The sequence below is a fragment of the Clostridia bacterium genome, assembly GCA_034926675.1.
Taxonomy (GTDB): Bacteria; Bacillota; DTU025; order DTU025; family DTU025; genus JAYFQW01.
Genome location: JAYFQW010000023.1, coordinates 26,143 through 51,774 on the forward strand (window position 1 = coordinate 26,143; position 25,632 = coordinate 51,774).

Here is a 25,632-nt window from a genome sequence, read left to right on the forward strand (position 1 = left end):
GACGCAATGCGTCGCCCCGGAGACGAACTGCCAACGGCAGACGGCAACAGGTCATCAGCCTCCTTCTGGCAGGACGAGGAGCCCCTATGCCACTACGCCGGCTCTTCTCGCAACGCGAACGATCGCGTCATCGCAGCTAGCGAGGGTCTGCGCCTCGTCGATGGTGGTAAGGCGACCCTCTTCATAGAGGATTCGCCCATCCACCATAGTCATCACCACGTCCGACGAATGAGCGGAATACACAATCCGCGACACCGGGTTGGCGCAAGCCCCAGGGCTTGCGTGCGGCTTCCGCAGATCGACGATGATCAGATCGGCCTTCTTCCCTCGCTCGATGCTTCCAAGCGAATCCGACATTCCCATGGCTGCTGCTCCCCGGACAGTGGCCATCTCCAGAACGGCCATGGCCGGCATCGCGGTTGGGCCGAGGCGGGGCTTGTGTATCAGAGCGGCGTGGCGCATCTCGACAAACTGATCCAGGTTGTTGTTCCCTCCTGCGCCATCGGCGCCAAGGCTCACGTTTATGCCCATGGCCAGCATCTCCGGGATTGGGGCGATGCCCGACGCCAGTTTCATGTTCACGGACGGGCAGTGCACTACGTGAGTACTGGTTCGAGCGAGGGTCTCCAGCTCCGATTGGTCGAGGTGCACGCAGTGAGCAAGGATGGTCCTGGGGCCAAGCAGGCCGACCTGGTCGAGGTAGATCACATTCCTGGCGCCGCGCTCCCTCTTGACGATCTCGATCTCGCCAAGGCTCTCAGAGGAATGCGTGTGAATGTAGGATCCGAACTCTCGCGCGATTTCGCTCACTTCGCGCAGTAGCCGGTCGGTGCATGACACCGCGAATCTAGGAGTGAATGCATAATGGATCCTGCCGTCGGATGCTCCATCCCATCTCTCAGCCAGGGCAACGCTTTCAGAGATCGACTGCTCCCTGGTCTCCATTAGGCCCTTGGGCACGTCCTCTCCCCAGTCCATCATGACTTTGCCCGATATGGCCCTGATTCCGCATTGTTCTATGGCATGGAACGCGCTGTCGGTGTGGTGGACAGTCTCCATATCAACCACAGAGGTTGTTCCACCGCGCAGCAGCTCCGCTATGCCCAGCATGGCGGAGAAGTATATCGAATCATCATCATGAGACGCCTCAAGAGGCCACGTTCGGCGCCTCAGCCAGTCCATTAGTTCCATGTCGTCCGACATTCCTCTGAATAGGGCCTGGCAAAGATGAACGTGGGTCTGGATTAGGCCGGGCATCACAATCCGTCCGGAGGCATGGATCACCCGATCCACATCAGCCGCAATGCCCACACCCACTTCCCGAATCCTGTCTGCCTCGACCAGAATATCTCCGTGTTCTATCACGCGGCGCTCAGGGTCCATAGTCACGATGGTGGCATCCTTGATCAAGATTGCCGACACTCGAACCAGCCCTCCTCTTCGCGCTAGTCCCAAACAATGCTGTCAGCCACCGCGGCAGACGAGCCCCAGGCTTTTAGCCATTCGGTGACTTCCATGAGATCCTCAAATCCCATTCCGAGGTACATGTACCTCGGCGCATCGAAGGCAGCCGCCCGCAGGTAGATGAGGCTATCGGAAGCCTCCTCCGCCGCTTTAATCCCATGCCCGATCAATGCGGAGCCAATCCCGTGAAGCCTCTTATCCTCCCGCACGAATAGCCCCTCTATCTTGGCCGCCCCAGCATGGCGGAACAGCTCGCAGCATCCAGCTGGCTCGCTTTCGTCGCCTAGGTAAGCGAGGAGAGCTCGGTAGTCGCGCCCCTCCCTCCAGGCCCACCTGATCCTATGGACTGAGAGGTCGACTGCGCGCTCTGCAAACCCCGAACCTGGGCTGGTGTCGGCAAACTGGAGATGGACCATCTGGGACCAATCCTCCAGACCGGAATCGGATGAGACTTCCACGATACGAATTCGACCAGCCTCCGGGGGGTGATTTGACGAGACGTGCCCTTCTGCCTTGCCCTGCCCCCGGTATACCTGGATCACTCCGGGCAGCGGAGTGTAGTCCCGCTTCCGCAGCACGCTAGTGATCTCCTGCGGGCGGGTGCGAAAGTCCGTATCTATCCTGCAGTGCTCGCGGCCCATATCGCGGAACAGGGCCTCTACCCGCGCCACGTACTCCTCGGGATCAGTGGCAGAGGATAGGCGCACGTTTCTCACGTGGTTGGAGTCCCACATGTCCGGGCAAATGTCGGAGGCGACGATTGTGTACTCTTCATTCTTCGACACATCGCATCCGAGGAAGCAATACTCGTCCTCTGCCTCAGCAACACGCCCTGCTATATCCAGTTCCAATCGCTGCACCTCCAATAATCACGGGATTTGACCCAGCTTGTACAATTCCGCGCGGCATGCTCTTCTCCTGCATGGGAGAATCGAGCCATGCCGCGCAGAAACCGCCTACTTCATAATCGCCTGTGTATTCCACATATCTTCAATCAGATCCTCGCCCGGTCGCCGTTCAAACCAACGGTCGGTTGGCGCCGACCACCCCTGCAGAATCCAATTGACACCCAGCCCTCGCTAACCTTGCCGGAATCATGTCCTTTCGAACCAGATCCTCATACGTTTCGCGCTCGATGATGAGGTCTGCATGTCCATCTCGAACCAGCACTGCTGCCGGACGAGGATATCGGTTGTAGTTGCTGGCCATCGAGTAGGTGTAAGCTCCGGTAGAGAAGACCGCGATTATGTCCCCGACTTGAACTGGAGGCAGGGAGATATCCCATATCAACATGTCGCCGGATTCACAGCAGTTTCCTGCAATTGACACTACCTCTTCATCATGTGCAGAAGCCACGTTGGCGACGGCGGCCTCATACTCAGCCTGATACAGCGCGACTCGGGGATTATCCGCCATGCCGCCATCTACCGACACGTAGGTTCGCACCCCCTCGATATGCTTGACGGACCCCACGGTATAGAGAGTAGTGCCAGCTTCCCCCACTATCGAGCGACCAGGCTCCAGAAGCAGCCTGGGCACTGGCAGTTCATGCTTTCGGGCTGCGTCAAGCACTGCCGGCGTCACGGCCTCCGCGAGCTCCGCCACGGTGGTGGGGTCGTCCTTGGAGTTGTAACTGATTCCGAGCCCGCCTCCGATATCCAGTTCCTCCATGATGAACCCCGTCGCCTCGCGCGCCTCCCGCGCGAATTCCATCATCACGTTCACCGCGTCCACAAACGGCTCGATCTCGAACACCTGCGATCCCACGTGGCAATGCAAGCCAGTGAGACGCACGTTCGCCAGTTGCTTCGCCATCCCCACGGCCCGAAGCGCGTCTCCGTTAGGTATGACTACTCCGAACTTCGAATCGACCTGCCCAGTCTTGATGTAGTCGTGGGTATGGGCTTCAATGCCCGGCGTAAGTCGCAGGATGACCTCGGCCGTTCCGCCCCGCTCGCGCGCGAGTCGATCTAGAAGGAGTAGTTCGTCAATACTGTCCGCCATGAACCGGGCCACTCCGGCGTCAAGAGCGAATTTGATCTCAGCGGGAGTCTTGTTGTTTCCGTGGAAATATATGCAATCTGGCCTACATCCAGCGGCAAGCGCTGTGTACAGCTCTCCGCCGGAGCAGACATCGATGCATAGACCTTCCTGGCTAACCAGAAGGGCAATCGCCTTGGTCATGAAAGCTTTGCTTGCATAGAGGATTTTGACATCGGGATACCTTGATTCGAATTCCCTTCGATACGCTCGACATGCTTCCCGTATGGCCAGCTCATCGGCGACATACAGAGGCGTGCCGAACCGGGCAGCCAAGGCCACAGCGTCGCATCCGCCAATCGCCAGGCGCCCCTTGTTATTGATCGACATGTGTCCACGCAAGTTCAAATGCTGCACTTCCCTGCCGGTCCAATGCCGCCTGTAGCATGGGCCTAGCTAAATTTCATATAGCCTATCACACCATGCCCTCTGAATGCAAGTGCCTTGAATGGATATTCGCACACCAATCCTCACGAGGAATGGTTCTGAATAATGAACACCAGGCGCCCGCGACCACATCTTGCACGACAGGGCATACTGGTGGAAGGAGAAATCCACAGGTTTACTGAATGGTTCAGCGTCAATGGTTCACACTGATCTGGGGGGGTTGGCAATTGGCAATCGAGTTTGCCTGGAGAGGTATTGTTGAAGGCTTTTATGGAAAGCCGTGGACGCATGATGAACGTGTAGACATGATCTCCTTCATAGCGGAGAGCGGGATGAACGCCTACATGTACGCGCCCAAGGATGACCCGTATCACCGGCAGCAGTGGCGTGCTCCATATCCCGCGGCCCGCCTTGAAGATCTGAGAGCTCTCGCGGACCACGCATCAGGCCTCGGGATCAACTTCATCTTCGCGGTCAGTCCCGGGCTCTCTCTTCACTACTCCGACAGGCGCGAGCTCGATGCCTTCATGGCTAAGCTCAGTGCTCTCTATGGCGCAGGTGTTAGGAGTTTTGCACTCCTCTATGACGACATACCCGAACACATGCAAGAGGCTGACAGGAGGGCCTTTGGTGACTTCGCAACTGCACAGGTCTCCTTCGCCAACTCGGTGTACGCCCGGCTCAAGGCGCTGCCAGACGAGGCCTCGTTGATTGTATGCCCAACGCAGTACCATGGCGACCCCAACACCGAGTACGTGCGAAAGCTAGGCGAAGGGCTGGCAGCAGGGATCGATCTGATGTGGACCGGTCCTGCCGTATGCTCCCGCGAGTTGACCTTAGAGCACACCAAGGCAGTGGCAGAAGCTTTCAAACGTCCCGTGACCTTCTGGGATAACTACCCAGTGAACGACGCCGCCATGGCCGCGGAGCTTCACATAGGCCCATACACAGGCCGCGATCCGCGCCTTCCAGAGGCATCACGCGGCATATTCCTGAATCCCATGAACCAGGCCGAGGCATCCAAGATTCCGCTGGCTGCAGCGGCAGCCTATCTCGCCGATCCAACATCGTACAACCCGACCGTGGCATGGGAGGCCGCCGCAGGGAAGCTCCTAGGCGAGCATGCAGTCGAGGCTTTCCGCGTGTTCGGCGACGCAATGGCAGTAAGCCCACTCAGCCCCGGCGAACCCCCAGCATTGGCCGCCGCGATCGGCGAGGCGACTGATCGCCTTCACAGAGGGAGTCTATCGGAGGGAGCAGGCATACTGTCGTCGTACATGCTCAGGATGAAGTCAGCAGCTGAGATGATCCGGACCAGCTCCAACCGTAAGTTCGTGGATGAGGCCGAGCCATGGCTGTGGGAGTTCGCCCAATGGGCAGATGTGGGGCTGCAAGTTGCCAGGACACTCGAGGTCGCCGCCTCGTACCTCGCGTCCCTAAACCCCGCCTCGGGGATATCAGCCTTCAGTTTGCGTGCAGTGTCGGTCGCCTCGAACAGGCAGAAGCTCGCGAAGATGATGGCCAAGACGATGAGCTTCAAGACAATGGCCTGCGGCAACACCATCCTCGAAATCGGCTTGGAGGCAGTCAAGCGGCTGCGCTAGTTCATGCGCAGCCGCTCATCGCGCCATCGCACTCATTGAACCCATCGCACGCGGAAGCTATCAGGTCCATCGCAGCCGCCGCCCGCCTAGCCGACGACGAACCTTACAGTGCTGCCTCTGTCTGTGGGCTGAACTTCGAGCCTCGCGTCTATTCTCTCCTGAAGCTCCGGGACATGAGAGATCACTCCCACCAGCCGGCCTCGTTCACGCTGAAGGTCTATCAAGGTGTTGAGAGCAAGGTCGAGAGCCTCGGGGTCGAGAGTCCCGAATCCTTCGTCTACGAAAATCGTATCGAGGTGAATACCTCCCGAGTGGGATTGAACCACGTCTGCAAGGCCAAGAGCCAGTGCCAGAGAGGCCTCAAACCCCTCCCCGCCAGATAGTGTCGACACGCTCCTAGCGGCATCGGTATAGGCGTCATTCACCTCAAGATCAAGCCCTCCAGCGCTCCGCCCGTCCGACCGCTCGCTTGCCCGGCGCAAAGAGTAACGCCCGCGGCTCATCAGCCCCAGACGCTGGTTCGCTGCATCAGTCACCTGTTCCATCATGGAGGCGAGCACGAACCTCTCAAAGGTGATGCCCAGGCTGTTTCCACCGTTCGCTGCCTCAGATATCCGCCCCATCACTCTATACTCCGACTCAGCCTGTGCGATCGAGCGTCCAACATCCGAGAGCCCCTTCTGCCAAAGCTGCTCCCTGTCCGCCTTCTGCGCAAGCTCTGACTCGGCTCTGATCGCCTTGTTCGACTCATCTTGCATCCTCGCGGCATCGAGTGCGAGAGTCTCAAGGTCCGGTTCTTCGAGGCCCGATGCAGCCTCCACCGCCCGTGCTAGCCGCTCCGAGGCCGAATGCAGAGCTTTGTCGTACTCGCCGATCCTGCTCTCGAGTTCCTCGATGTGCTTGCGGCTTCGCTTCGCGTGCGCGTACTCCTCCGCGCCTGCAAACCCACATTCAGCGATCTGGATCTCAAGAGCAGCCTTCGACTTCTCGAAGGCCTCATTGGCGCTGCAGGCCGCATCAGCAGCGAAGGCCGCCTCCGACCGCGCCGATGCCAGGTTCTGCATCCCTCGCTCTGCAGCCTTTCGAGCCTTCTCAAGTGCATCGGCAAGCGCGTTCGATACTCTCTTCGCGTCTGCAAGAGCACGCTCCAGAGCATCAGGCGCCCTGAGATCTGGATCTACCCCAGCCTCACGCTCCTCAAGAGATGCCTTTGCCGCGGCGCCTATCGCCTGCGCCTCCGAGAACTCACTCTCCGCCGCAGCCACCTCATCCTCGGCCGCTCTCAATGCAGTCTCCGCCTGCACTATCTCCTTCGCGAGCTTGGCAACGGCGGAAGCGGCGTTTTCGGCCTCCCGAACCCGCGCCTGCGCATCCGCGAGAGCCTTTGAAAGGTCATCGTTAAGCACACCACGCGCGCATGTTGCAGCCTGGTCCGCGGCCTGTAGCTCCTCGAGCCTGCCGGCAACTGCTGCGCAGTCGCGGTCCGTCCGGCTCAACTCTGCTTGCGCCGCCTCCACTGCGGTCTCCATGGCTTTCACACGCGATTCTGCCCCGCGAAGAGTGTCGTCCGCCACGGCCTGCTCCGCACCTTCCGCCGGCGCCGGGTGGTGGATAGACCCGCATACCGGGCACGGCTGCCCATCAGTAAGCATAGCAGCGAGCGCCGCCGCCCTTCCCTGCGCCCACCGCGTGCGAACGCCATCCAGCTCCGCCCTGGCAGCCAGAAGCTCGTTCTCCGCATGCCCAACCGCGCGCGCGGCTTTCCCGTGCGCCGTGCGCTTGTCTCCTAGGTCCGCATTGAGCTTCGCGATCTTCGCTGCCCGGCCTAGTGCCTCCCGGAGTGCTCGCACGTCCTCCTCCCACTTTGGAAGGTAAGTCGCCTTGGCCTGCGCCTCATCCTTTCCCTGCCTTGCTCCGGTGAGCTCTTCCTGAACCGCAGCTCGACTTCGGGCTGTCTTATCCCTACGTAAGCCGCACTTCTGCATGGCAGCGCCGGCCTCTACGACGCAGGTTCGGGCCTTGTCTATCGCCTGCACCACCGGGATGAGCGACTCGAGGCGGACCACGGCCTGGGAAGCACGCTTTCTCTCCTCTTCACGTTGTGGCAGCGCCTCAGCCTCGTAGGCCTCCTGGGATTTCCTGCTCTCCTCCTCTGCCTCTGTCAGCTTGCTCTTGGCCTTCTCACATCTTTCGGCTGCAGCTCTTGCATCGCCCTGCGATACTCCAAACAAGGCCTCCTTCTCAGCACAGGATGCAGCAAGCTTAGCCCACTTGTGCTCGTCTCTCATCCGGTCGACATCGCGCGCAGCACCTTCCAGCGCCTTAATGACTTCCCTGGCTTTGCGCTCCTCATCGAGCTTGTCCCAATTCCGCTGGCCGGAAGCCAGAGCGGCTGAGGCCTTCTGCACCTCCTCAGCAGCGCGCCGACAGTCATCTTTCGCACCGCGCTGCGCCGCCAGGGTCTTCTCGTGCGTTGCGGCAAGCGCATCCTCGTTCTCAGCGCCAGCATCCTCGAGAAGCTGCTTTCGCCTTGCCGTCAATCCGCCCAAATCGGTGGAGATGGATTTCGCAGCGTCCTTCAGCGCCTGCTCTATCTCGCGGTAGCGGCCCGTTTGGAACAGGATCTCCAGTATCTGCTGGCGCTCAGTAGTCTTCGCGCTCAGCACCTTGCGGAACTCACCCTGAGGGAGAAGCACGACCTGCCGGAACTGCTCCGGCTCGAGGCCTAGGATCTCTACAACCTTGGCAGTCACCCGGCTTGTGCTCGTTTCCACGACGGCGCCTTCATCCTCCGGGCCAGCGGCGCTGGTCCTCCTCCATATGGTGGCGGAGGGCGTTCTATCCCTCACGAATCTCCGCTCCACTCGGTATATCTCAGGCCCTACAGCGAAATCGAACAACACATGCGTAGGCAGGGAAACAGGAGCGAAGTCCGACCGCAACTGCTTGTATTCGCGGCCTGTCGCGCTGCTCTGCCCATACAGGGCGAAACACATGGCATCGAGTATAGTAGTCTTGCCTGAGCCCGTAGGGCCGTGGATCAGGAAGAAGTTCCTGCCCATCAATGCCGAGAAGTCAAGCGCCTGCCGGTCCACATATGGCCCAAAGGCCTGCATTTCCAGGCGAAGCGGCCTCACGCTAAGGCCACCTCCCTCCGCGCCTCCGCGGCCTCCAGCACCGTGATGAAGGCCCTCTCCTGTTCCTCAGTGAGAGGAGTGCCGGTGGTCTCTTCGAAGAATGCCGCGAACAGCTCAAGCTCGGTCATTTCCTTGTGCCTGAGCCCGATGCCGCTCACCCCTTGCTGGACTCCGAATTCCTCCCGGCCGATCTCGAGTATGCTCGGGTAGACCTCGCGGAGCCTCGCCATGGGCTCGTGAACTTGCCCGGTATCCAAAAGCGTGACCGATATGTAATCCTCCCTGCTCTCTCCGCCTGTCGGACCGCGCAGAATGTCGTCGAACATTCCTCTTACTCGCCTTACGTCCCGGCGCGGAGTGAGTGCAACCTCTCTAACAATGGGCAGCCCTTCGCTCGAAAGGTCCACAATCGTGACTGACTTGCGCTGATCAGCCTCATCGAACGAGTATTTCATGAGCGACCCAGCATACCTTGCCCTCCCCCCGCCTAGGGTCTGAGGACGATGTAGGTGACCCAGGGCCGTGTAGTTGAACCTGGAGAAGTGAGACAGACTGACGGCGCCCGTCCCTCCCACAGATAGAGGCCTCTCGGATTCGGACACAGACCCTCCAGCGATGAATGCGTGAGCAATGGCCACTGTGCGAACGCCCCCTGTAGAACACGGTTCAGCACCTTCCTCAGAGCCCCCCATCGCCGCACACACAAGAGCGCGCATGGCCGACTCGTGATCCACTGCATCGGCAACTCCCAGCCTGTCCCTAATCACCGCGGGCTCCGCATACGGCATTAGGACGAATCTGACTGGCCCATCCGAATCCCGGAGTTCAACAGTGCAGGATGCGAAGGAGGCCTCCGCCGAAGGGAGGCCCACAACATGAAGGCCCTGCCTGGCTAGGAGGCGTGTTCCGAAGTTGAGCCTGTGCGGAGAGTCGTGATTCCCAGCGATCATGAGTGTGGGAACCTTCAGGCCTAGCGTCAGTCTGCTCAGAGTCTCGTCCAGTAGTTGCACGGCCTCCACTGGAGGAACAGATCTATCGTATATGTCGCCTGCAATGATCACGGCGTCAGGCCGTTCATCGCGAACCAGATCCACAAACTGATCCAAGACGTAGGACTGGTCATCAGTGAGATGAACGCGGTGGAATATACGTCCGAGATGCCAGTCGGAGGTGTGGATCACTCTCATCAAAGCGTCACCCCGTAAATCAATGGTCTCGGCGCTTCCGAGCGCAGGGGCAGGATGTCATCAGCACGATATCATCACTGGAAGCATGCAACTAGAAGACTGCGGCTTTGGACGTGGGGTCTAGAACGTATGACGAGGTTCGGCGACTGCAAACCACATGATGGCAAGCGAAGCGATTCCTGCAATCAGGGCCACCCAGAACATGACTGGGAATCCCCACACATCGGACATCCAGCCTGCGACAACCGGTGCAGCAGCGCGGATTGGCGCAAGAAGCAACAGAGACACGCTGGTATACATGGGCACATCTGCATGGGACGGAGCAAACTCCGCCAGAATCAGGTTCTGGCTCACAGCGATCCCGCTCGTGCCTATGCTGGCCAGTATGAGCACTGGATATATGCCGTTCGCAGACGTAGATACGAGAGCGAGCGCTGCAGCACAGGCGAAACTCGCAGCCGTAATCGCCAGAGACAATCTATGCCCATGCCTATCGCCGATCTTGCCGAGCAGAGGTAGGGCGAACACACTCGCTCCGACAATCAGCCCGGCGTAGCGCGCGACCTCTCGTGGGCCTGCTTCGAAATGCCTCACAGCGTATGTAGAGTAGAACGATGCCGCAGTCAGCGCGAACGACATTACCGCCAGAGCCACTATTGCCCACCTGTAGCTGCTATTCGACCTCACGTTCACCAGAGCGTCCCGAGCATACTGCCACACAGACCGGCATTCCTCAGGTGTGGGATCTGCAGGTTCGCGAGTGAAGGAAAACGGCAGAATGGTTGCAGAGAGAATGATGAATGCGACGACGAATAGAATGGCGAAGTTGTTCGGGAACGCCACGCGGGTGAGGATCACCCCTGCCAATTCCGCGGCAAACACTCCAAGAACTCCCGCCAATGCGCCACTCCAGCCGATGAGGCCCCCTCGCTCCTCAGGGGGAATGCATTTTGCCAGCATGGATAGGTATGCCGGCAGGACGAGCCCAGTCATCACATTCGCCAGCGTCCAGAAGACAAGGAACCACCCTATCGCCGCGCTCGGTTTCCGCGTCGCCCATAGCATGACTCCCAAAGCCATGGCCAGTATGAATAGCCGCTCGATCATGCCAAGAGTGACCAGCACCCGTTTCTTGATCGGCACACGTTCCAGCCGAGTAGCTGAGAGCAAGCCCGGAATGTAAGCGCCTAGCGCCGAGAGTGCTGGAAGGAGCCCCACCACGAGGTTCGACGCGCCTAGCTTCGTGAGCAGGAGAGGCATGATCGTAGTGACGGATATGATGGAGAATGCAAGAGGGTAGCCGAATGAATCCGCAAAGAATATCGCGTAGTTGACCCGTGCGTCGTGCCGACGACGCCGTGCCTCCAGGAATACCACGATGTGTTCCCCCGTTCTACTGCAGACTACCCCAGCCGTGCCGAGAAGCAAACCCCTGCGGATGCGCACTGTGCCAGTTCCAGGCGCTTGCAATGATGTCTCTCACGTCCGAGTGCTGTGGAGCCCAGCCCAACTCCGCCCGTGCCCTATCAGATGAAGCTACGAGCACTGCCGGGTCCCCTGCGCGTCTGCCTTCACGGAGTGCAGGTATGCCGTGCCCGACCACCCTCTCCGCCTCGCGCAGAACCGCCAGGACAGAGAAGCCTTCGCCGTTTCCCAAGTTATATGCGGTGGTCGCGGCGCCCAGGTCGAGTGCCTTCATGGCCAGCAGATGCGCATCGGCAAGATCTTCCACATGGATGTAGTCGCGGACAGGGGTGCCATCTGGCGTTGGGTAGTCAGATCCGAACACTCTCACACTGGGCTGAAGCCCAAGAGCAGTCCGCAATAGGATCGGGATCAAGTGCGTCTCAGGATCGTGCGCCTCACCCATCTCTCCCGATTCATCAGCACCTGCAGCATTGAAGTATCTTAGGGAGATTGAGCGCACTCCGAAAGCCTGATCGTACCCTGCAAGCATGTGCTCTATGGCGAGTTTGGTCATTCCGTATGTACTAGTCGGCGCCTTTGGATGATCCTCAGCGATGGGCGACCTGACAGGTTCGCCATACACTGCGGCACTTGACGAGAAGACGATCTTATCTACACCTGTGTCGACCATGGCATCGAGCAGCCCGACGGCGGAGCCTACGTTGTTGCGCCAGTACTTTGATGGATCACGCATCGACTCCCCTACAAGGCTAGCCGCAGCGAAATGCATGACAACCTCTATGCTGCGCGATCTGATCGTTTCCTTGACCAAGCCTGTATCGCCGGCTTCTCCAACTATGAGATCAACCCGGCCCCTGCCTGCGATCTCCACAGCCTCCGGGCACCCGGTTGAGAGGTTATCAAGCACAGTAACCATGTTCCCAGCGTCTGTTAAGCGACGCACTACGTGGCTTCCGACGAAACCCGCGCCGCCGACCGCCAATACCCTCATCCAATCGTCCCCCCTATGCCCGAACTAGGGGTGATTTCGACAATAGCTCGGCGATTACCTTTCGAGCACGAGATCCCAGAGTGAGCGCCTAGACTGTGGGTCGAGACCCGTGGTGGGCTCGTCGAGGAATATCAGTTCAGGCTGGTTCACAAGGGCCAGGGCGATTGCGAGGCGCTGCCTCTGCCCACTGGAAAGCGCCCTCACGTGGGCATCAGCCTTCTCGCCGAGCCCGACCATGTCTATGAGCGTGTCAGTAGAAGCGGTAATCGGAAAGAACGCGCGAAAGATAGCAAGCAGCCGACCGCCTGTGTCGAGGCGGCCGGCCATATCTGTTCATCTGTTCATCTACCTCGGTCTATACCATTCCTTGGCCGTAGCCTATAAGCAACCCCGGGGTTGACGCCTACCTCTTCGGATTCGGAGCCTTGATCACGAACACGCTGAATCCCCTGTCGGCCGGAGCCTTCAGACCATGAGGTATCGTAGCAGGGCTCACCACGAAGTCACCCGCCGACACCTGCGCCGACTCATCTCCAACGGTTATCTCGCCTGCCCCATCGGCCACATAGAACAGGACATCAACAGGAGTAACGTGCCTCGGCGCCTCCTGCCCAGGGCGCAGGGGCAGCATGACCACGGATACCGATGGCCTGTCGATCAGAAAACGCACTTCCTCACCGCGTGGGTTCACCGAGGCCCTAGCCTCGCTTGGGCGGACTACCTCCACAGAGATCACTCCTCACTATCCAATCATCGCCGCGAGATCCTGGTCGGCCGTGGTTATCGGCATTATGTTGAACTTCTCGTGCAGCACATCCACAACCGACGGCGTAAGGAACGCAGGGAGAGTGGGTCCAAGCCGGATGTTCCTTATACCCAGGTGTAGCAGGGATAGGAGTATGCACACCGCCTTCTGCTCATACCAGGACAGCACCAGAGAGAGTGGCAGGCCGTTCACATCGGTTCCGAATGCCTTCGCCAGCTCAAGCGCTATGACGACTGCGGAGTAGGCATCATTGCACTGCCCCATGTCAAGAAATCTTGGTATACCTGTTCCCACGATCTCCCCAAACTCCAACTTGTTGAATCGATACTTGCCGCACGCCAGTGTCAGGATGACGCAGTCCTGCGGCGCCTTCTGCGCAAACTCCGTGTAGTAGTTACGGCCGCTCTTGGCGCCATCGCACCCACCGACCAGGAAGAAGTGCCTTATCTTGCCCTGCTTCACTGCGTCTATCATTTTGCCTGCCACATTCATGACCGCATCATGTCCGAATCCAACGGTAATCCACTTCTCCGGAGCATCTTCGGCGAACCCGGGCTCAGCCAGGGCGGCGGCGATCGCGGGAGCGAAATCCCGGCCCGAAATGTGGACCACACCTGGCCAGGCTACCAGGCCCGATGTGAAGATCCGATGCTTATAGGAGTCTTTGGGTCTCTGGATACAGTTGGTTGTCATGATAATCGCGCCGGGAAACACTTCAAACTCACTGCGCTGATCCTGCCAGGCGCCGCCGTAGTTTCCCACGAGGTGCTCGTATTTCTTGAGCCCTGGGTAACCGTGGGCCGGCAGCATCTCTCCGTGGGTATATACGTTGATTCCCCTGCCCTCAGTCTGCTTCAGTATCTCCTCGAGGTCTCGAAGGTCGTGGCCTGATACGAGTATGGCTTTACCCTGAACCGGCGTCACGCGCACACGGGTTGGGGCTGGGTTGCCGTAAGCCCTGGTGTTCGCCTCGTCGAGCATCGCCATCACACGAATGTTGACCTCGCCCACCCGAAGGGCCATGCCCAATGCCTCATCCAGACTAATGGAGATGCGGGTCAGGAAATCCAGAGCCTCATGGAAGAATGCGTATACGCCATCATCCTCGACTCCAAGGATGTACGCGTGATCTGCATATGCTGCCATGCCCTTCAGCCCAAACAGGATCAGGTCAGCCACGCCAGTGGCGTCCGGGCCGATCACGGCCGAACGCCCGATGTTGGCTGCTGTGACCTCTTCGCCCTGCTTTGCCAATCCGTCGAGGTCAGAGGCGGGGTTCCAGGACGCCGAGCCTCCAAGCTCCTCCGGGTTAGTGGGCGTTGCCCCCGCCGAGGCGCAGGCACTCTCGTACACGTGTCGAGCCTTGTCCCTTAGCCCAGCCGCCCTACGTATCAGCTCAGCAAGCCTATCTGGGTCGAAGTTCACATTGGTGACCGTTGTGAAAAGCGCCTCAATTACAAACAGGTCGATTTCATGGTCCTTCGCGCCGAGTTCCCGGGCGCGCCGTGCGTACATCGAGATTCCTTTGGTCGCGTAGACCAGAAGGTCCTGCAGAGATGCGGTCTTCTGATCCTTGCCGCACACGCCTCCAACCGTACATCCATTGGCGGTTCTCTGTTCACACTGGTAACAGAACATGCACAATCCCCCCTGATGACATGGAATTCGTACCCGGAATACCCTGGGTTGCCAGGTGCGGGAATAGTTCGCTGCCACGTTGGCGGCGCTAGACCGGCCAAAGGCCCCTACTTCGACACGTCTGCCAGAGTCTTCTCAGCCAGATAGTCGTGAAACTCTTTCGTGAATCGCTCCGGCAACCCGCTCAATAGGCACTCTGCAAATGGGCATGATCCATGACTGATCTGCACATGGCATCTATAGGGGGTGAGCGGCCCCTCCATCGCCTCGTATACCTCCAGCAAAGTGACATCATCAGCACGCCGCGCCAGACTGAAGCCGCCCTTCGGGCCCCGGGATGACGTAAGGAGACCTGCTTTTACCAAGCGCTGCAGGACTTTTGACAGATGCGCATGGGAGAACCCTGCTAGATCCGCGATTTCCTTGACTGCCACGAAACCTGTGCCAGCCTGAGCCACAATGGTCATGCTGTGAAGAGCGAGAAACGTTGCCTCGGACATCTGAAGAGCAGTTGACATGTGTCGTCCTCCCTTGCGTATTCAAGTATTATAGTACCATAATATTGTATCATGTCAAGGGTTATCTTTGGGTTGCCATCCTCCCACTGCAGACCTCGCATGGCGGACGTCTCATGACAAGCGTCGCATGGTGATCGTCGCATGGCGACAGAACTGCATTGTCATCTCTGGGAACACTACGGCAGGATTCGCCATGCTGAGTGCGAACATCTCTGGAAGGCAAGCCATCTTCCCTGGGAGGTTGCGTGATGATTGAGCTGCGTCCGCCTGTAAGCGCTGGTGACGAGGTCGAATTGGAAATCGAGAGCTACGCCAATGAAGGAGAAGGGGTGGGGCGCCCGAACGGGTTCGCGGTGTTCGTCCCTGGGGCAATCATCGGCGAGAAGGTTACGGCCGTCATAGATACGGTAAAGAGGAGCTATGCCCGGGGGCATATTGCCGCAATTCAGAGGCCTTCGCCTGAGCGCGTGGACCCGGTGTGCCGTCTCTATCGGGATTGCGGTGGATGCCAGTTGCTGCACCTGAGCTACCAGGGGCAGCTCGAGATGAAGCGTAAGCGTGTCATCGACACTCTCACCCACATAGGAGGGCTTACGGATGTGGTGGTTCATCCCGTTATGGGGATGGCGGACCCGTGGCACTATCGCAACAAGGTTCAATATCCCTTCGGCGTTGCCGACGGTGAGATCATAGCCGGCTGTTACGCCAAGAGAACGCACCGAGTGGTCCCCACTGATGACTGCGCCATCCAACATCCAGCCAATAGCCAAGTGATCTTGGGCGTGCGGCGGCTGGCCAGCAAGTTCGAGCTGTCGGTATACGACGAGATCTCGCGCAAGGGGCTTCTCCGATACGTGCTGGTCAAGCATGCGCACGGGACCGATGAGATGATGGTCGTACTCGTGACCAACAGCCCGCACTTCCCAAGGGGCCGCGAGTTCGCAGCGCGACTCGCAGCCGAGTTTCCCGAGGTGAAGAGTGTAGTTCAAAACGTGAACACGGCCCCAGGGAACCGAGTTCTCGGAGAGCGAAGCGTGGTCCTGTGGGGAAACGATGGGATAATGGAGCGCCTTGATGGCCTGGAGATCAGGGTGTCGGCCACCGCATTCTACCAGGTCAATCCCCTTCAAACCATGGCGCTCTACGGAAAGGCCATCGAGTACGCGGGGCTTACCGGCTCTGAGCGCGTGCTCGATGCATACTGCGGGGTGGGCGCCCTCACGCTCCTCCTTGCTCGGCGCGCCATTGAGGCCTACGGAGTAGAGGTAGTGGAGCCTGCAGTCAGGGATGCCCGCAACAACGCGGTCCGGAACGGCATCGCCAACGTCCGCTTCATTGCAGGCCGAGTGGAGAAAGTCCTCCCGGAGCTATCCTCTGCCGGAGTGAACTTCGACGTGGCAGTCGTGGATCCGCCCAGGGCTGGATGCGAGCCTGAAGCCCTGCACGCGCTGGCCGGACTCAGCGTGCAGCGGCTGGTCTATGTTAGCTGCAACCCGAGCACCCTGTCTAGAGATCTGAGAATCCTGAGCGAACTCGGCTACGCCGCCGTAGAGGTTCAGCCCGTGGACATGTTCCCGCACACTAGCCATATCGAAGCGGTGGCGCTGGCAGTGAGAAGGTAGGCGTAGGCGCGCCTGTCGACCTTCGCTTGGCGGGAAGGTGTACGCGAGAGGAAATCAACAACTCCCCGCCGAGCTCTGAGGTTAGTTTGCTGGCATTGCCAGTATCCAGGCGTTCACGCCCTGGCGGTGCCCACTCCAGCCCTGCTACTGTATCTGCCTCGGCTGATTTATTCGCAGCTTGGTTGCCTTCCCCCCGCCCGGTTCAGCCTTCGGTACGGTGACCTGGAGCACTCCATCTCTGTAGCTGGCCGCCGCCTGCTCATGCTTGACCGACACAGGGAACGGGATAGTCCGGGCGAAACTCCCATACCTACGTTCGATGCGCTGATACCCTTGTCCCTTGGTGTCGCTCTCCTGCTTAATCTCGCCGCGCAAACTCAGCCCGCCTTCAGTGACAGTCACATCTAGATCGTCTGGATTGACGCCGGGAATTTCGGCGCTGACAACAATGTGAGTAGGCGTCTCCCGGACGTCCACCGATGGTCCCCAGTTGGCCGTGGCCCGTTCTCCGAATGGCGCCAGCCACCCCGGGGCGAAGAACCTGCTCATTTCATCCCTCATGCGCTGCAAGTCATCGAACGGAGTCCACGGCACAAGATCCGCCATCTCTTCAACCTCCTGCAAAAGCGAGTCTCGCTGTTATTCTACCCAGGGTCAGGATCGACTAGAATCGCACCACGAGGCGGGGGCTCAGCGCCCCCGCCTGTTTCGCTGGGTCGCCATCGCACGTTCGGCCTTCTCTATCAGCCGACGCACGATGAGACCCGCCTCACGGGTAGTGATGTTACCGTAGTCGTAGCCGTCCTCACCTACCTGGATTTTGTCAGCAAAGCCGAGCTCCTTGGCGATCTCGTACTTCACCTCATCAGATACGATGGGTCGGCGCTTGCCCAAGGCACTCACCCCCGTCATATCTTGCCTGAGTGTGCTCTGATTAAGCCTGCGAGATTTTGACCAGGTTGGCGATATTGGGCAATTGAGGAAACTTTAGACAGTCATCCGACCATTGGCGCCTTCGTGCCAGTGGCGCTCATAGTTTCCCGGGGCCATTTCTTGATCGCGATGCGTAAGGTTGCCACCTGGGACACACAACGAATTGTTGGCATTGTGGCATGTCCCATATCCGCTGGATCAGTACTGCTGGCACGTTCGCGTTGTCCCCAATAGCGAATATGCTGTACCAGAGCAGCGTTCCTCAGCGATCACCCACGCGAACGGAGATGGTAAGCATGACATACATCCCGTATGAGGCGAATCAGCAGCCCTGGGGCGCGCCTGGTTGGCAGCCTGGCTGGGGTGGAGGAGGCCCTTGGTCGCGTCCGCCGTCATGGTATCCATGGTGGGGCTACCCGGGGAGGCCCTCGCCGGGCTGGGGATACCCAGGAGGAGGCGGACCGTGGTACGGACCAGGTCCCGGATATCCCGGATACCCGAGCTATCCCGGCCCAGGGGCTCCCCCGCCTGGAGGGCCAGGACCAGGACCAAGGCCAGGACCGTGGGGTTCATCAGAGCAATATCCTTGGGAGCAGGGACCGCAGACCGAGTCAGGGCCAGTATCCGAAAGTGAGCAAGGCTACTAGCCTCACGTGCGAGAAAAGCGCTGTGACCATTGAGGCGATACGCAGGTGCTAGAGGCGGGGTTCCCCGCTTCTGGCGCCTGTGGAACTGTGCACGGATCTGTCAGTCTGCAGGCGCTTCATGTCCCAGCCTCACCGCGTTTCCCGCACTTACGCCAAACAAGATAGCCCAGAGGCTAGTTCCGTCGGGCGATAGCGAATTCGAGAACGTACTGGTATCATGATACTACACAGCGTTCCTCACCCCATCCTTTTGGCGAACTAGCCGCCAGCAGCGACGCCGTATCTGAGAGAATCCCGCCCCAGCGAAGAATCGGCCTGGCAATACGAGTTCAGGGCGAAAGGGGAATCGCCGTGCAGGAGCTCCTAAAGCAAATCCTGGGCAAAGTCGACCAGATCGGGAGCGACGTCTCTACCTTGAAGACCGACGTGTCTACCCTCAAAACCGATGTCTCTACATTGAAGACCGATGTATCGGTTCTCAAGGAGGGACAGCAAAGGCTCGAGGGCCGCATGGAAGATTTTGAGCAGGGCCAAATCCGCATTGAGACCAGAATGGAAGATCTTGACCAGGGCCAGATCTGCATTGAGACCAGAATGGAGAACGTCGTCATCGACAAAATCCGTGCTTTGTTCGACGCGCGAGAGGTGCAGAACGATTCCATTGCAGACATTAGGGAAGTGCTCGGCCGCGTCGAAGCCAAAGTCGATGTTCTTCAGCTCGAGACCTCCAGCCTTCGAAAGCTGAAGAAAGGTGCAGGGCAGGTGTCACAGGTTCCCCTCCCAGCACCGGGTCGGTGATCATGCGTTCTCACAGCCGTAGTGGAAAACCGCGGCACAGCTCCTGCAGAGAGGGTTCAGAGCTCGGCAGAGCATCAATCGGTAAAGCACCTATGAATCGCACTCAAAGCCAATACGTGGACACCATCGAGGCAGGATCACCGTTAGCACGCCCGTTGAGTTATGGGTCCCGCGGGCGATCAATGTCGATCAAACCGGCAGTGTCGCGCGCTCAGTGCGACTCAACTGGACATTGAGCGTGGGGTCAGTGTCCATTCCGTCGGCATTGACGGTCCGGCTCCAGCAGTCGAGGTTCGCGCGGGCTACATTGCGCGCCCGGCCCATCCCTGAAAACATGTCTATCTGCGCGTCAGCTGTGCCACATTATGCCATGTCTCTTGCGGGGAAAGCTCCCTGCCCCCAATCTCGCTTGGGCGCACGTTCGGAGGGCCTCAACGCTGGATTGATCGACATCGCGGGCGCTTCAACGTCGATTCCATCGACATTGAGCTCGTCTCACTGCTGGATTCGTCGACATTATCGCCCCACGACCCGGTCGCGCCTCGTTAGGCAGCGCGGGCGCGCAACGGAGTCCGAGAAACTGCCCAAAATGTAAGCTTTCTAGCTGGCCTTTTACAAAGCGTGTAGCGATTGTGTAGCGGAAATCAAACGGGCGGAGCTACTCGCCCCGCCAAAACCCATATGTAGCTGGTGCCGGAGGCGGGACTCGAACCCGCACGTCCTTGCGGACAGAGGATTTTAAGTCCCCTGCGTCTGCCATTCCGCCACTCCGGCCGGATCTGTCTGTGTAGATAAGTATAGCACAAACCTCATCATCATCGCCTAGTCTATCCGTCGCCACGCCCCGCCGCCACCTGTCCGCCGGCTCTTCTAGCGACTCTTCCAACTGCTCCTACCTGCAAGGACTACACGCGCCCCAGTCACTGATCTGGCCCGCTCCCCCGTATGCGATTTGGACCGCCATTCCATCCAAAATCCCCGCTACACTGACGGTCATCTCATTCACTCCGACCAAGTTCATAACACCCAGGATGATGGCGGTTCCGCCAAGCATCACCCTAGCTCGTGCAGAGTGCACCATTCCGCGGACTTGCTGCCTATCGGCGAGGGGCATCGCGCACAGCTCGGCGAAGAGCTGCTCAACCTCATCTCGCGTCAGACGGCAACCGTGAACCTGATCAGCCTCGAAGGAATCAGCGCCAAGTCGTATCGTGGCCAGGGTTGCGGCTGATCCCCCGACCATCACGAGCATCTCCGGCCCGTCCTTCCTGCTGGGCAAGGCCCCTAACACGCCCTCAGCATCGCATAGGGCCTCTCGTATTCCCGCACGCATCGCCGCAATCTCCTCAGAGGTGGGTGGGTCGGACCTGAGGTGCGAGTCTGTGAGCGACACGGCTCCCAGGGGAATGCTGATGGACTGAATTGCGCCGTATCCAATGCCTCGCGAGGCACACTCCCTAGAGCCGCAAATCCCCGCAGCGCGCGCGTTTATGTGCTTAGCGCGCATGAACTGCGTGCTCATTCCGCCGGAATCCACCACCACAACACGGCGTGGATCCCACGCTCGTCGGCCATCCCAGGGCACGGCAAGCACTCCGGTGAAGGCCAGTTCCGCCTCTAGGTCTGGAGATATGACCTCAAGCGCCGTACCGCACTCCTCTCGAACCTCGCGGACGAGAACGTCCACATCCACCGCCACCCGTGCAGCGGCAGTAGCTGTCGCCCACATCCGTTCCGTTCCAAGATCCCTAGCTGCCTGCGTGAACTCCCTCAGTGCCTCGACCGTTGCCTTTCTGCCCTCAGCCGATAGCGTGCCAGTGACGCCGAGTCCCTGTCCCAACCCGGTGACTCGCGCGGCCGAGGTCACCCTCAAAACTCTGGGCAGCGGGGCCTCCAATAGAGTCCCATTTCGTCCCTTCGCCTGGACTACATCTGCAACCAGCACTTTCGCAGAGTTGGATCCAGCGTTGATCGCCGCAATTCGAATCGGAGCGCACCTGCCGCATGCACACTCAGGGTCAATGCCAGCCGAACGGAGCTCCTCTGCTGCCATCCTGCCTACGGGATTGGCGTCTTCAGCTTCCATGCCCTGCGCACACTCTGCCATGTAGTGGGCTAGGTGCATGTGGAGGCATTTCACCCCGTCAACCCGGGCCAGGCCGCCCACTCCCGATGTGCGTATAACCGCCAGAGCCCAAGGGGCCTCGCGGGCAAGCTCATCATGCTCACTAGCCTCCAAGAGAGCGACTCGCTGCGCCGCATATCGATGGTTCGCCGCTCGATGCGCATGCCTGAGCCCATCATCGCTCTGGATGGCTTCGCGCATGCGGTTTATCATGCCCGCGTTCTCAAGCGGAGCAACCGCTTCACGGAGGTGTGGGCATGTGAGCCAGTACAAAGTGGGGAAGGGCCTCAGCCTTTTCGGCGCTCCCGCCGCCCCGTGGATGCGAGCAGTGCCGCACCGCTCCCCTTCCAGGATCACCGGATGAGTCGCGATGACCTGAGGCTGCCCATGTGAGCATCGTGCAGCCACACCCACGATCGCGCCCTCAGTGCAGCGCCCAAGCTGCGCCTGGATAACGGCCAGGTCTACCTGACTGGGCTTCGCCATCTGCTGCATCATGCCCTTCGCTCCTGACTCTCTCGATGCACACAATGCTTGCCACACCCCATCTCGTCAGTGCAAACAGACCACAAAAGAAAAGCACTCCCTACGGAGTGCCGAGACGCGCCGGGGCCAAACTCAGACCATTTTGGAAAGACGTGTTCCACGCCCACCGCGCTTCGAGTCGATATTGCGTTTCAGGTCCTGATGCCGCTCTTCGCTGTCTTTCATGAACTTCGACAGCTTATCCTCGAAGGACTGCTGGAATACCCTTTCCCGCCGCGGCCTCTGCGGACTGTAGTTCGGATCAGCCTGCTTGATTGATAGTCCGACTCTTCCGCTATCGACTGCGATTACCTTGACTCGAACGACGTCGCCCTGTTTGAGATAGTCGTTCACGTCATTGACGTAGGCATCGGCTATCTCAGAAATGTGAACAAGGCCCGTCCTCCCTTCGCCAATGTCGACGAATGCACCAAACCTGGTGATACCTGTGACGCGGCCTTCCAGGATAGCCCCGACCTCAATTGGTGACATGCTAAACGAGATCCTCCTGTTGTACGGTGACCTTCTGGTCACGCCCATTTTGGGTTATTTACATTATATACTACAGCCCAAGGAGTGTCAATGACTGGAATGAGCGTTTGTAGAGCGTTGGAATGGCTGTTCAGTCCCCTATCTCAGGCGAAGCATTGCTGCGCCTCTGCACAGGCACGAATCCGCTCTGATCCGGCTCTGCAACGAGATACAGAGTCTCTCCGGGTTTCACCAGCCCAAGCTTGTCGCGAGCGGCCTTCTCCACGTACTGGTTGCTGCTCGCCTCGGCGATCTCCTTCTTGAGCTCCCCGAGCCTGGTCTCCCATTCGCTGCACTCATTAAGCGCCTGCTCAGTCTGACGACCGATCACTGTAAGCTTGATCTGCCCACTGGCGTACACCAGACCCGCGCATACAGCTAACGCCAATATCAGTATGATGGCGGTTCTCGATGACAAGCTCGCATCCCCCCACAGCGAGAGCCAAGGCGCTATTCATGCCGCTCCCCCACGTCATCCCGTGCCTCAGGTATTGTTCGCCGGCGTCGACGGAATCCCTGCCAGCTACAGTGGGTAGTTGTAGCCTTCCTCAGGCGCCGCGCGATTGCTCGCGCCCTCGCCACATGGCTCCGCGCAACCCTCCCACTCCATCGCGCCGCCCGCCGTGCTCTGTGCGCTGCCCTGCGCACGCTCTTCTCCAATAGCGCCAACACCGGTTGCACGATGTGCCGCAGTGTGGCCCGATAGAGGCCATATCCAAGAGCGACCACCGCCAGAACAAACAGCCTCACGTCGCCACGGTTGGCGTGCATGAGTATCGTATACGTCATCGCGGTCGACGAGAGCCAGAAGGTAAGATCCCATACAGCGAGAGCCTGCCTCTTGGAACTCACAAGAGCCCTGAGAAGACTGAGACAATCATACAGAAGGCCTACTAGCAGGCCAGCCAAGCATGCAGCAGCCATAGTGCGCGCCTGCAGCACAAGGAAGTCCATGTCGGTCGCGCCCCCACACCTTCAGAGGACTCGCCCACCGCTCCCGCGTCTTCATCTCCCTGTGCCCTCAAGCCCCGAGGCCAGGATACCTAATCGCAGCCCACAGAAGCATCAAGCCCAACAGGCCCAGGGTGATCCAGGATAGTATCGGACGTGCCAGCCTCGCCACTCCCACCATCCGAACGCGAGAAGCGCCTACTCTGCCCCTGAAGTTGATCCAAGCCTGAATGACATTCCTCGTGTGCCCCTGGGGTTCTGAAGCTGTGGAAGCCAGCCTGGGAGCAGGCTTGGAGCCGCCATCAACCGCCGTGGCGCCGCTGTCCGATGCGTGCATCATTGCTGGCGCCGATGAATTGTATGATGCCAGGGCCGTTATGATGTCGCCCTGACTTGCATCGATTAGGTATCGAAGGTAAGCGCACCCCACTCCGATATTCGGCGCGACGGCATAGATGCACTCTCCCGAACACGCGGGCGGAGCATGCTCTCCCTTACAGGATGCGTTGGGAACAAACTCCCTCCATGTGGCTGGAGTAATCTGCATTAGCCCACGGGCGCCTCGCCACGACACCGTATCAGGCTGGTACCCGCTCTCTTGGCTGATCACCGCAGCCACCAGGCACGGGTCCAATCCATTGCGAAGGGCTTCGTAGTTGATGGTCTGCGAAAAGGGCAGATCCCTCACCTTAAGCCGCGCCGACGAGTAGTCGCCCAGTACCCGAATGGCGTTGGACGACCAGTAGTCCACGGTGGACGCAGCGGCCCACGCGAATCCCGCGCAGATGATTGCCAAGATGGTTATCGATACTATCCATCGCCGCCCAACCTTCATGGACGGCTTGAACAACGACACAAGCAGAACCACCGGGCTGATGGCAACCCCAAGGATGCCCGTGACCACCCTCACTCCCAGCCCTGCCCGTTTGGGCCTTGCCGCTGGTCTCCTGCGATGCCTCGGCGCACTACTCTGAAGCATGTACCATCACCCGGGCGCGACGCAGTTGACTGGCTAGGCCCCCCTCTGAGGGCTCTGATCGGGCTCGCGCTCCAGCCTGACTCCAGCCCCCGCTCCTGCCCAGGTCGCACCACTAGCTATACTTCGACGAATCTCCTGCAAATCCTACCTCAGGAGTCTGGCGAATAGGCCTCTCGTCTTCTTGGGGTTCTCATCCGTGTAATCGCACGACTCCACGTACCCATCGATCTCGATGTTGCCATCTTCCAGGTTGAGCTGCTTTATGTGGAGGTCATGCCCAGTCACCGTAAGAATGCCGGCGTTTGTCTCGAGGAGTATCTCCTCGTCGTCGAAGCTCTCAACGTTCATCACGCCATCCACAATCATGCTTTCTCGGTCGATGAGAACCAGCTTGTGCTGCAGCCCAGGATGCTTTCTCCTGATCTCCTCCGACGATTCCGGTCCTTTGGCAGCCATGCGCACCACTCCTTCGGACAATAGTCCTATGGATGTCTATGCCCCGAGCTGCCATATGATGCACTAAAGACCATTCTTCTTGGCCTCATTCCAAATGGCATCCATCTCTTCCAGCGTCATGTCCTCAAGTTTCCGCCCCAGCTCGTCAGCCCTGCGTTCTATGAAACGAAACCTGTCTGAGAACTTCCGGTTTGTGCCGCGGAGCGCCTCCTCTGGATCTAGTTTCAGGAGCCTCGCCACGTTCACGAACGCGAAGAATACGTCGCCGAGCTCATCCTGCATGCTATGGAGATCCTTGCTCTCCAGGGCTTCCCGGAACTCGTCCACCTCTTCCCAAGCCTTCTTCGAAGCATCTTCCGCGCACTCCCAATCAAATCCGACCCGAGCCGCCTTCTCCTGGATCTTAACAGCCTGCATCAGGGCAGGAAGATACCTCGGCACCGCATCGAGGATCGACGCCAAGACGCCATCGACCGACCCTTTCTCCTGCTGTTTGATGCGCTCCCAGTTTCGAAGGACCGTCCCGGCGTCCTTTGCCTCCACATCTCCGAACACATGCGGATGCCGCCTTATGAGTTTCTCGCTGATTGCATCGATCACATCGTTGAAACCGAACTCACCCTGTTCCTGTCCGATCTCGCAGTGAAACGCCACCTGGAGCAGGAGGTCGCCCAGTTCCTCGCAGAGCTTGTCCGGATCATCGTCGTCGATCGCCTCTACTACCTCGTAGGCCTCCTCGATCACGTACGGCTTGAGCGTGGCGTGAGTCTGCTTTCGGTCCCACGGGCAGCCTTCAGGCGCCCGCAGTCGGGCCATTATGTCTAGCAGCCTGTCGGCCGGATACCGGGAAGAGGCTTCAGAGACCTCCTTCATATGGGGCTTGTCCATCATTTCATCTCCCACTC

23 protein-coding genes and 1 tRNA gene are annotated in these 25,632 nt (G+C 59.3%); 3 read left to right on the top strand and 21 right to left on the bottom strand.

Translation table 11 applies throughout. The features are described from left to right. Positions 1-84: 84 nt before the first annotated feature. The 3 genes from VB144_06765 to lysA all read right to left on the bottom strand — a co-directional run bounded on the left by VB144_06765 (position 85) and on the right by lysA (position 3,852). Positions 85-1,422 (bottom strand): 5'-deoxyadenosine deaminase, encoded by a 1,338-nt coding sequence (locus VB144_06765; GenBank protein ID MEA4883343.1) that lies wholly within the window; start codon positions 1,420-1,422, stop codon positions 85-87. 23 nt (positions 1,423-1,445) lie between these two features. After that, positions 1,446-2,315, bottom strand: a complete 870-nt coding sequence (locus tag VB144_06770; protein ID MEA4883344.1) for a GNAT family N-acetyltransferase — start codon at positions 2,313-2,315, stop codon at positions 1,446-1,448. A 166-nt stretch (positions 2,316-2,481) separates the two neighbouring features. Next, a complete protein-coding gene (gene lysA, locus VB144_06775) occupies positions 2,482-3,852 on the bottom strand; it encodes a diaminopimelate decarboxylase (protein MEA4883345.1) in 1,371 nt (456 codons plus the stop codon). Positions 3,853-4,118: 266 nt separating this feature from the next. Here lysA and VB144_06780 point away from each other — a divergent pair, with 266 nt between their 5' ends. Next, positions 4,119-5,495, top strand: a complete 1,377-nt coding sequence (locus VB144_06780) for a protein O-GlcNAcase (protein ID MEA4883346.1) — start codon at positions 4,119-4,121, stop codon at positions 5,493-5,495. Positions 5,496-5,581: 86 nt separating this feature from the next. Here VB144_06780 and VB144_06785 read toward each other — a convergent pair whose 3' ends face one another. From VB144_06785 to VB144_06820, 8 genes are all read right to left on the bottom strand, one after another. After that, positions 5,582-8,632: an SMC family ATPase gene (locus VB144_06785; GenBank protein MEA4883347.1), complete on the bottom strand. Its 3,051-nt coding sequence runs from the start codon at positions 8,630-8,632 to the stop codon at positions 5,582-5,584. Then, entirely contained in the window at positions 8,629-9,819 is a 1,191-nt protein-coding gene (locus VB144_06790; protein ID MEA4883348.1) for an exonuclease SbcCD subunit D, read from the bottom strand. The genes VB144_06785 and VB144_06790 overlap by 4 nt, the downstream gene beginning before the upstream one ends. Positions 9,820-9,939: 120 nt before the next feature. Continuing rightward, the gene (locus VB144_06795; protein ID MEA4883349.1) at positions 9,940-11,196 is read right to left on the bottom strand and encodes an MFS transporter; all 1,257 of its coding nucleotides are present in this window, start codon (positions 11,194-11,196) and stop codon (positions 9,940-9,942) included. A 16-nt stretch (positions 11,197-11,212) separates the two neighbouring features. Then, positions 11,213-12,238, bottom strand: coding sequence for a UDP-glucose 4-epimerase GalE (gene galE / locus VB144_06800; protein MEA4883350.1), 1,026 nt, complete (start codon positions 12,236-12,238; stop codon positions 11,213-11,215). Positions 12,239-12,292: 54 nt separating this feature from the next. Continuing rightward, on the bottom strand, positions 12,293-12,565 hold the full coding sequence (locus VB144_06805; GenBank protein ID MEA4883351.1) for an ATP-binding cassette domain-containing protein: 273 nt from the start codon (positions 12,563-12,565) through the stop codon (positions 12,293-12,295). 76 nt (positions 12,566-12,641) lie between these two features. Further along, the gene (locus tag VB144_06810; GenBank protein ID MEA4883352.1) at positions 12,642-12,965 is read right to left on the bottom strand and encodes a cupin domain-containing protein; all 324 of its coding nucleotides are present in this window, start codon (positions 12,963-12,965) and stop codon (positions 12,642-12,644) included. A gap of 15 nt (positions 12,966-12,980) precedes the next feature. After that, positions 12,981-14,642, bottom strand: a complete 1,662-nt coding sequence (gene hcp / locus VB144_06815; GenBank protein MEA4883353.1) for a hydroxylamine reductase — start codon at positions 14,640-14,642, stop codon at positions 12,981-12,983. Positions 14,643-14,749: 107 nt separating this feature from the next. Further along, on the bottom strand, positions 14,750-15,160 hold the full coding sequence (locus tag VB144_06820; protein MEA4883354.1) for an Rrf2 family transcriptional regulator: 411 nt from the start codon (positions 15,158-15,160) through the stop codon (positions 14,750-14,752). A 248-nt stretch (positions 15,161-15,408) separates the two neighbouring features. Between VB144_06820 and rlmD the strand changes: the two genes are divergently transcribed. After that, positions 15,409-16,782 (top strand): 23S rRNA (uracil(1939)-C(5))-methyltransferase RlmD, encoded by a 1,374-nt coding sequence (gene rlmD, locus VB144_06825; protein ID MEA4883355.1) that lies wholly within the window; start codon positions 15,409-15,411, stop codon positions 16,780-16,782. Between the two features lie 144 nt (positions 16,783-16,926). Here the strand turns inward: rlmD and VB144_06830 are convergent, their stop codons facing one another. Both VB144_06830 and VB144_06835 read right to left on the bottom strand, forming a co-directional pair. Further along, complete coding sequence (locus VB144_06830) at positions 16,927-17,388, bottom strand: Hsp20/alpha crystallin family protein (GenBank protein MEA4883356.1); 462 nt, start codon at positions 17,386-17,388, stop codon at positions 16,927-16,929. Between the two features lie 84 nt (positions 17,389-17,472). Further along, positions 17,473-17,676, bottom strand: coding sequence for an alpha/beta-type small acid-soluble spore protein (locus tag VB144_06835; GenBank protein MEA4883357.1), 204 nt, complete (start codon positions 17,674-17,676; stop codon positions 17,473-17,475). Between the two features lie 1,037 nt (positions 17,677-18,713). Here VB144_06835 and VB144_06840 point away from each other — a divergent pair. Continuing rightward, the gene (locus VB144_06840; GenBank protein ID MEA4883358.1) at positions 18,714-19,160 is read left to right on the top strand and encodes a hypothetical protein; all 447 of its coding nucleotides are present in this window, start codon (positions 18,714-18,716) and stop codon (positions 19,158-19,160) included. A gap of 688 nt (positions 19,161-19,848) precedes the next feature. Here VB144_06840 and VB144_06845 read toward each other — a convergent pair. The 8 genes from VB144_06845 to mazG form a co-directional block, all read right to left on the bottom strand. Next, positions 19,849-19,934: transfer RNA gene (locus VB144_06845), tRNA-Leu, on the bottom strand. Between the two features lie 118 nt (positions 19,935-20,052). Further along, a complete protein-coding gene (locus VB144_06850) occupies positions 20,053-21,783 on the bottom strand; it encodes a DUF501 domain-containing protein (protein MEA4883359.1) in 1,731 nt (576 codons plus the stop codon). A gap of 120 nt (positions 21,784-21,903) precedes the next feature. After that, the gene (locus VB144_06855) at positions 21,904-22,302 is read right to left on the bottom strand and encodes a S1 RNA-binding domain-containing protein (GenBank protein MEA4883360.1); all 399 of its coding nucleotides are present in this window, start codon (positions 22,300-22,302) and stop codon (positions 21,904-21,906) included. A 130-nt stretch (positions 22,303-22,432) separates the two neighbouring features. After that, positions 22,433-22,759: a septum formation initiator family protein gene (locus VB144_06860; protein MEA4883361.1), complete on the bottom strand. Its 327-nt coding sequence runs from the start codon at positions 22,757-22,759 to the stop codon at positions 22,433-22,435. A 32-nt stretch (positions 22,760-22,791) separates the two neighbouring features. Continuing rightward, positions 22,792-23,295 carry a spore cortex biosynthesis protein YabQ gene (yabQ, locus tag VB144_06865; protein MEA4883362.1) on the bottom strand — a complete coding sequence of 168 codons (504 nt, stop codon included), beginning with the start codon at positions 23,293-23,295 and terminating at the stop codon, positions 22,792-22,794. 67 nt (positions 23,296-23,362) lie between these two features. Beyond that, positions 23,363-24,271, bottom strand: coding sequence for a transglycosylase SLT domain-containing protein (locus VB144_06870; protein ID MEA4883363.1), 909 nt, complete (start codon positions 24,269-24,271; stop codon positions 23,363-23,365). A 144-nt stretch (positions 24,272-24,415) separates the two neighbouring features. Continuing rightward, entirely contained in the window at positions 24,416-24,727 is a 312-nt protein-coding gene (yabP, locus tag VB144_06875; protein MEA4883364.1) for a sporulation protein YabP, read from the bottom strand. A gap of 63 nt (positions 24,728-24,790) precedes the next feature. After that, a complete protein-coding gene (mazG, locus tag VB144_06880) occupies positions 24,791-25,630 on the bottom strand; it encodes a nucleoside triphosphate pyrophosphohydrolase (GenBank protein ID MEA4883365.1) in 840 nt (279 codons plus the stop codon). Between the last annotated feature and the right edge of the window lie 2 nt (positions 25,631-25,632).

Bases quoted from the DNA above. Each gene is read 5' to 3' on its own strand.
- VB144_06805 (MEA4883351.1), bottom strand. From the start codon at position 12,565: ATGGCCGGCCGCCTCGACACAGGCGGTCGGCTGCTTGCTATCTTTCGC.
- VB144_06870 (MEA4883363.1), bottom strand. From the start codon at position 24,271: ATGCTTCAGAGTAGTGCGCCGAGGCATCGCAGGAGACCAGCGGCAAGG.
- VB144_06830 (MEA4883356.1), bottom strand. From the start codon at position 17,388: ATGGCGGATCTTGTGCCGTGGACTCCGTTCGATGACTTGCAGCGCATG.
- yabP (MEA4883364.1), bottom strand. From the start codon at position 24,727: ATGGCTGCCAAAGGACCGGAATCGTCGGAGGAGATCAGGAGAAAGCAT.
- VB144_06820 (MEA4883354.1), bottom strand. From the start codon at position 15,160: ATGTCAACTGCTCTTCAGATGTCCGAGGCAACGTTTCTCGCTCTTCAC.
- galE (MEA4883350.1), bottom strand. From the start codon at position 12,238: ATGAGGGTATTGGCGGTCGGCGGCGCGGGTTTCGTCGGAAGCCACGTA.
- yabQ (MEA4883362.1), bottom strand. From the start codon at position 23,295: ATGGACTTCCTTGTGCTGCAGGCGCGCACTATGGCTGCTGCATGCTTG.
- VB144_06850 (MEA4883359.1), bottom strand. From the start codon at position 21,783: ATGATGCAGCAGATGGCGAAGCCCAGTCAGGTAGACCTGGCCGTTATC.
- VB144_06855 (MEA4883360.1), bottom strand. From the start codon at position 22,302: ATGTCACCAATTGAGGTCGGGGCTATCCTGGAAGGCCGCGTCACAGGT.
- rlmD (MEA4883355.1), top strand. From the start codon at position 15,409: ATGATTGAGCTGCGTCCGCCTGTAAGCGCTGGTGACGAGGTCGAATTG.
- VB144_06790 (MEA4883348.1), bottom strand. From the start codon at position 9,819: ATGAGAGTGATCCACACCTCCGACTGGCATCTCGGACGTATATTCCAC.
- hcp (MEA4883353.1), bottom strand. From the start codon at position 14,642: ATGTTCTGTTACCAGTGTGAACAGAGAACCGCCAATGGATGTACGGTT.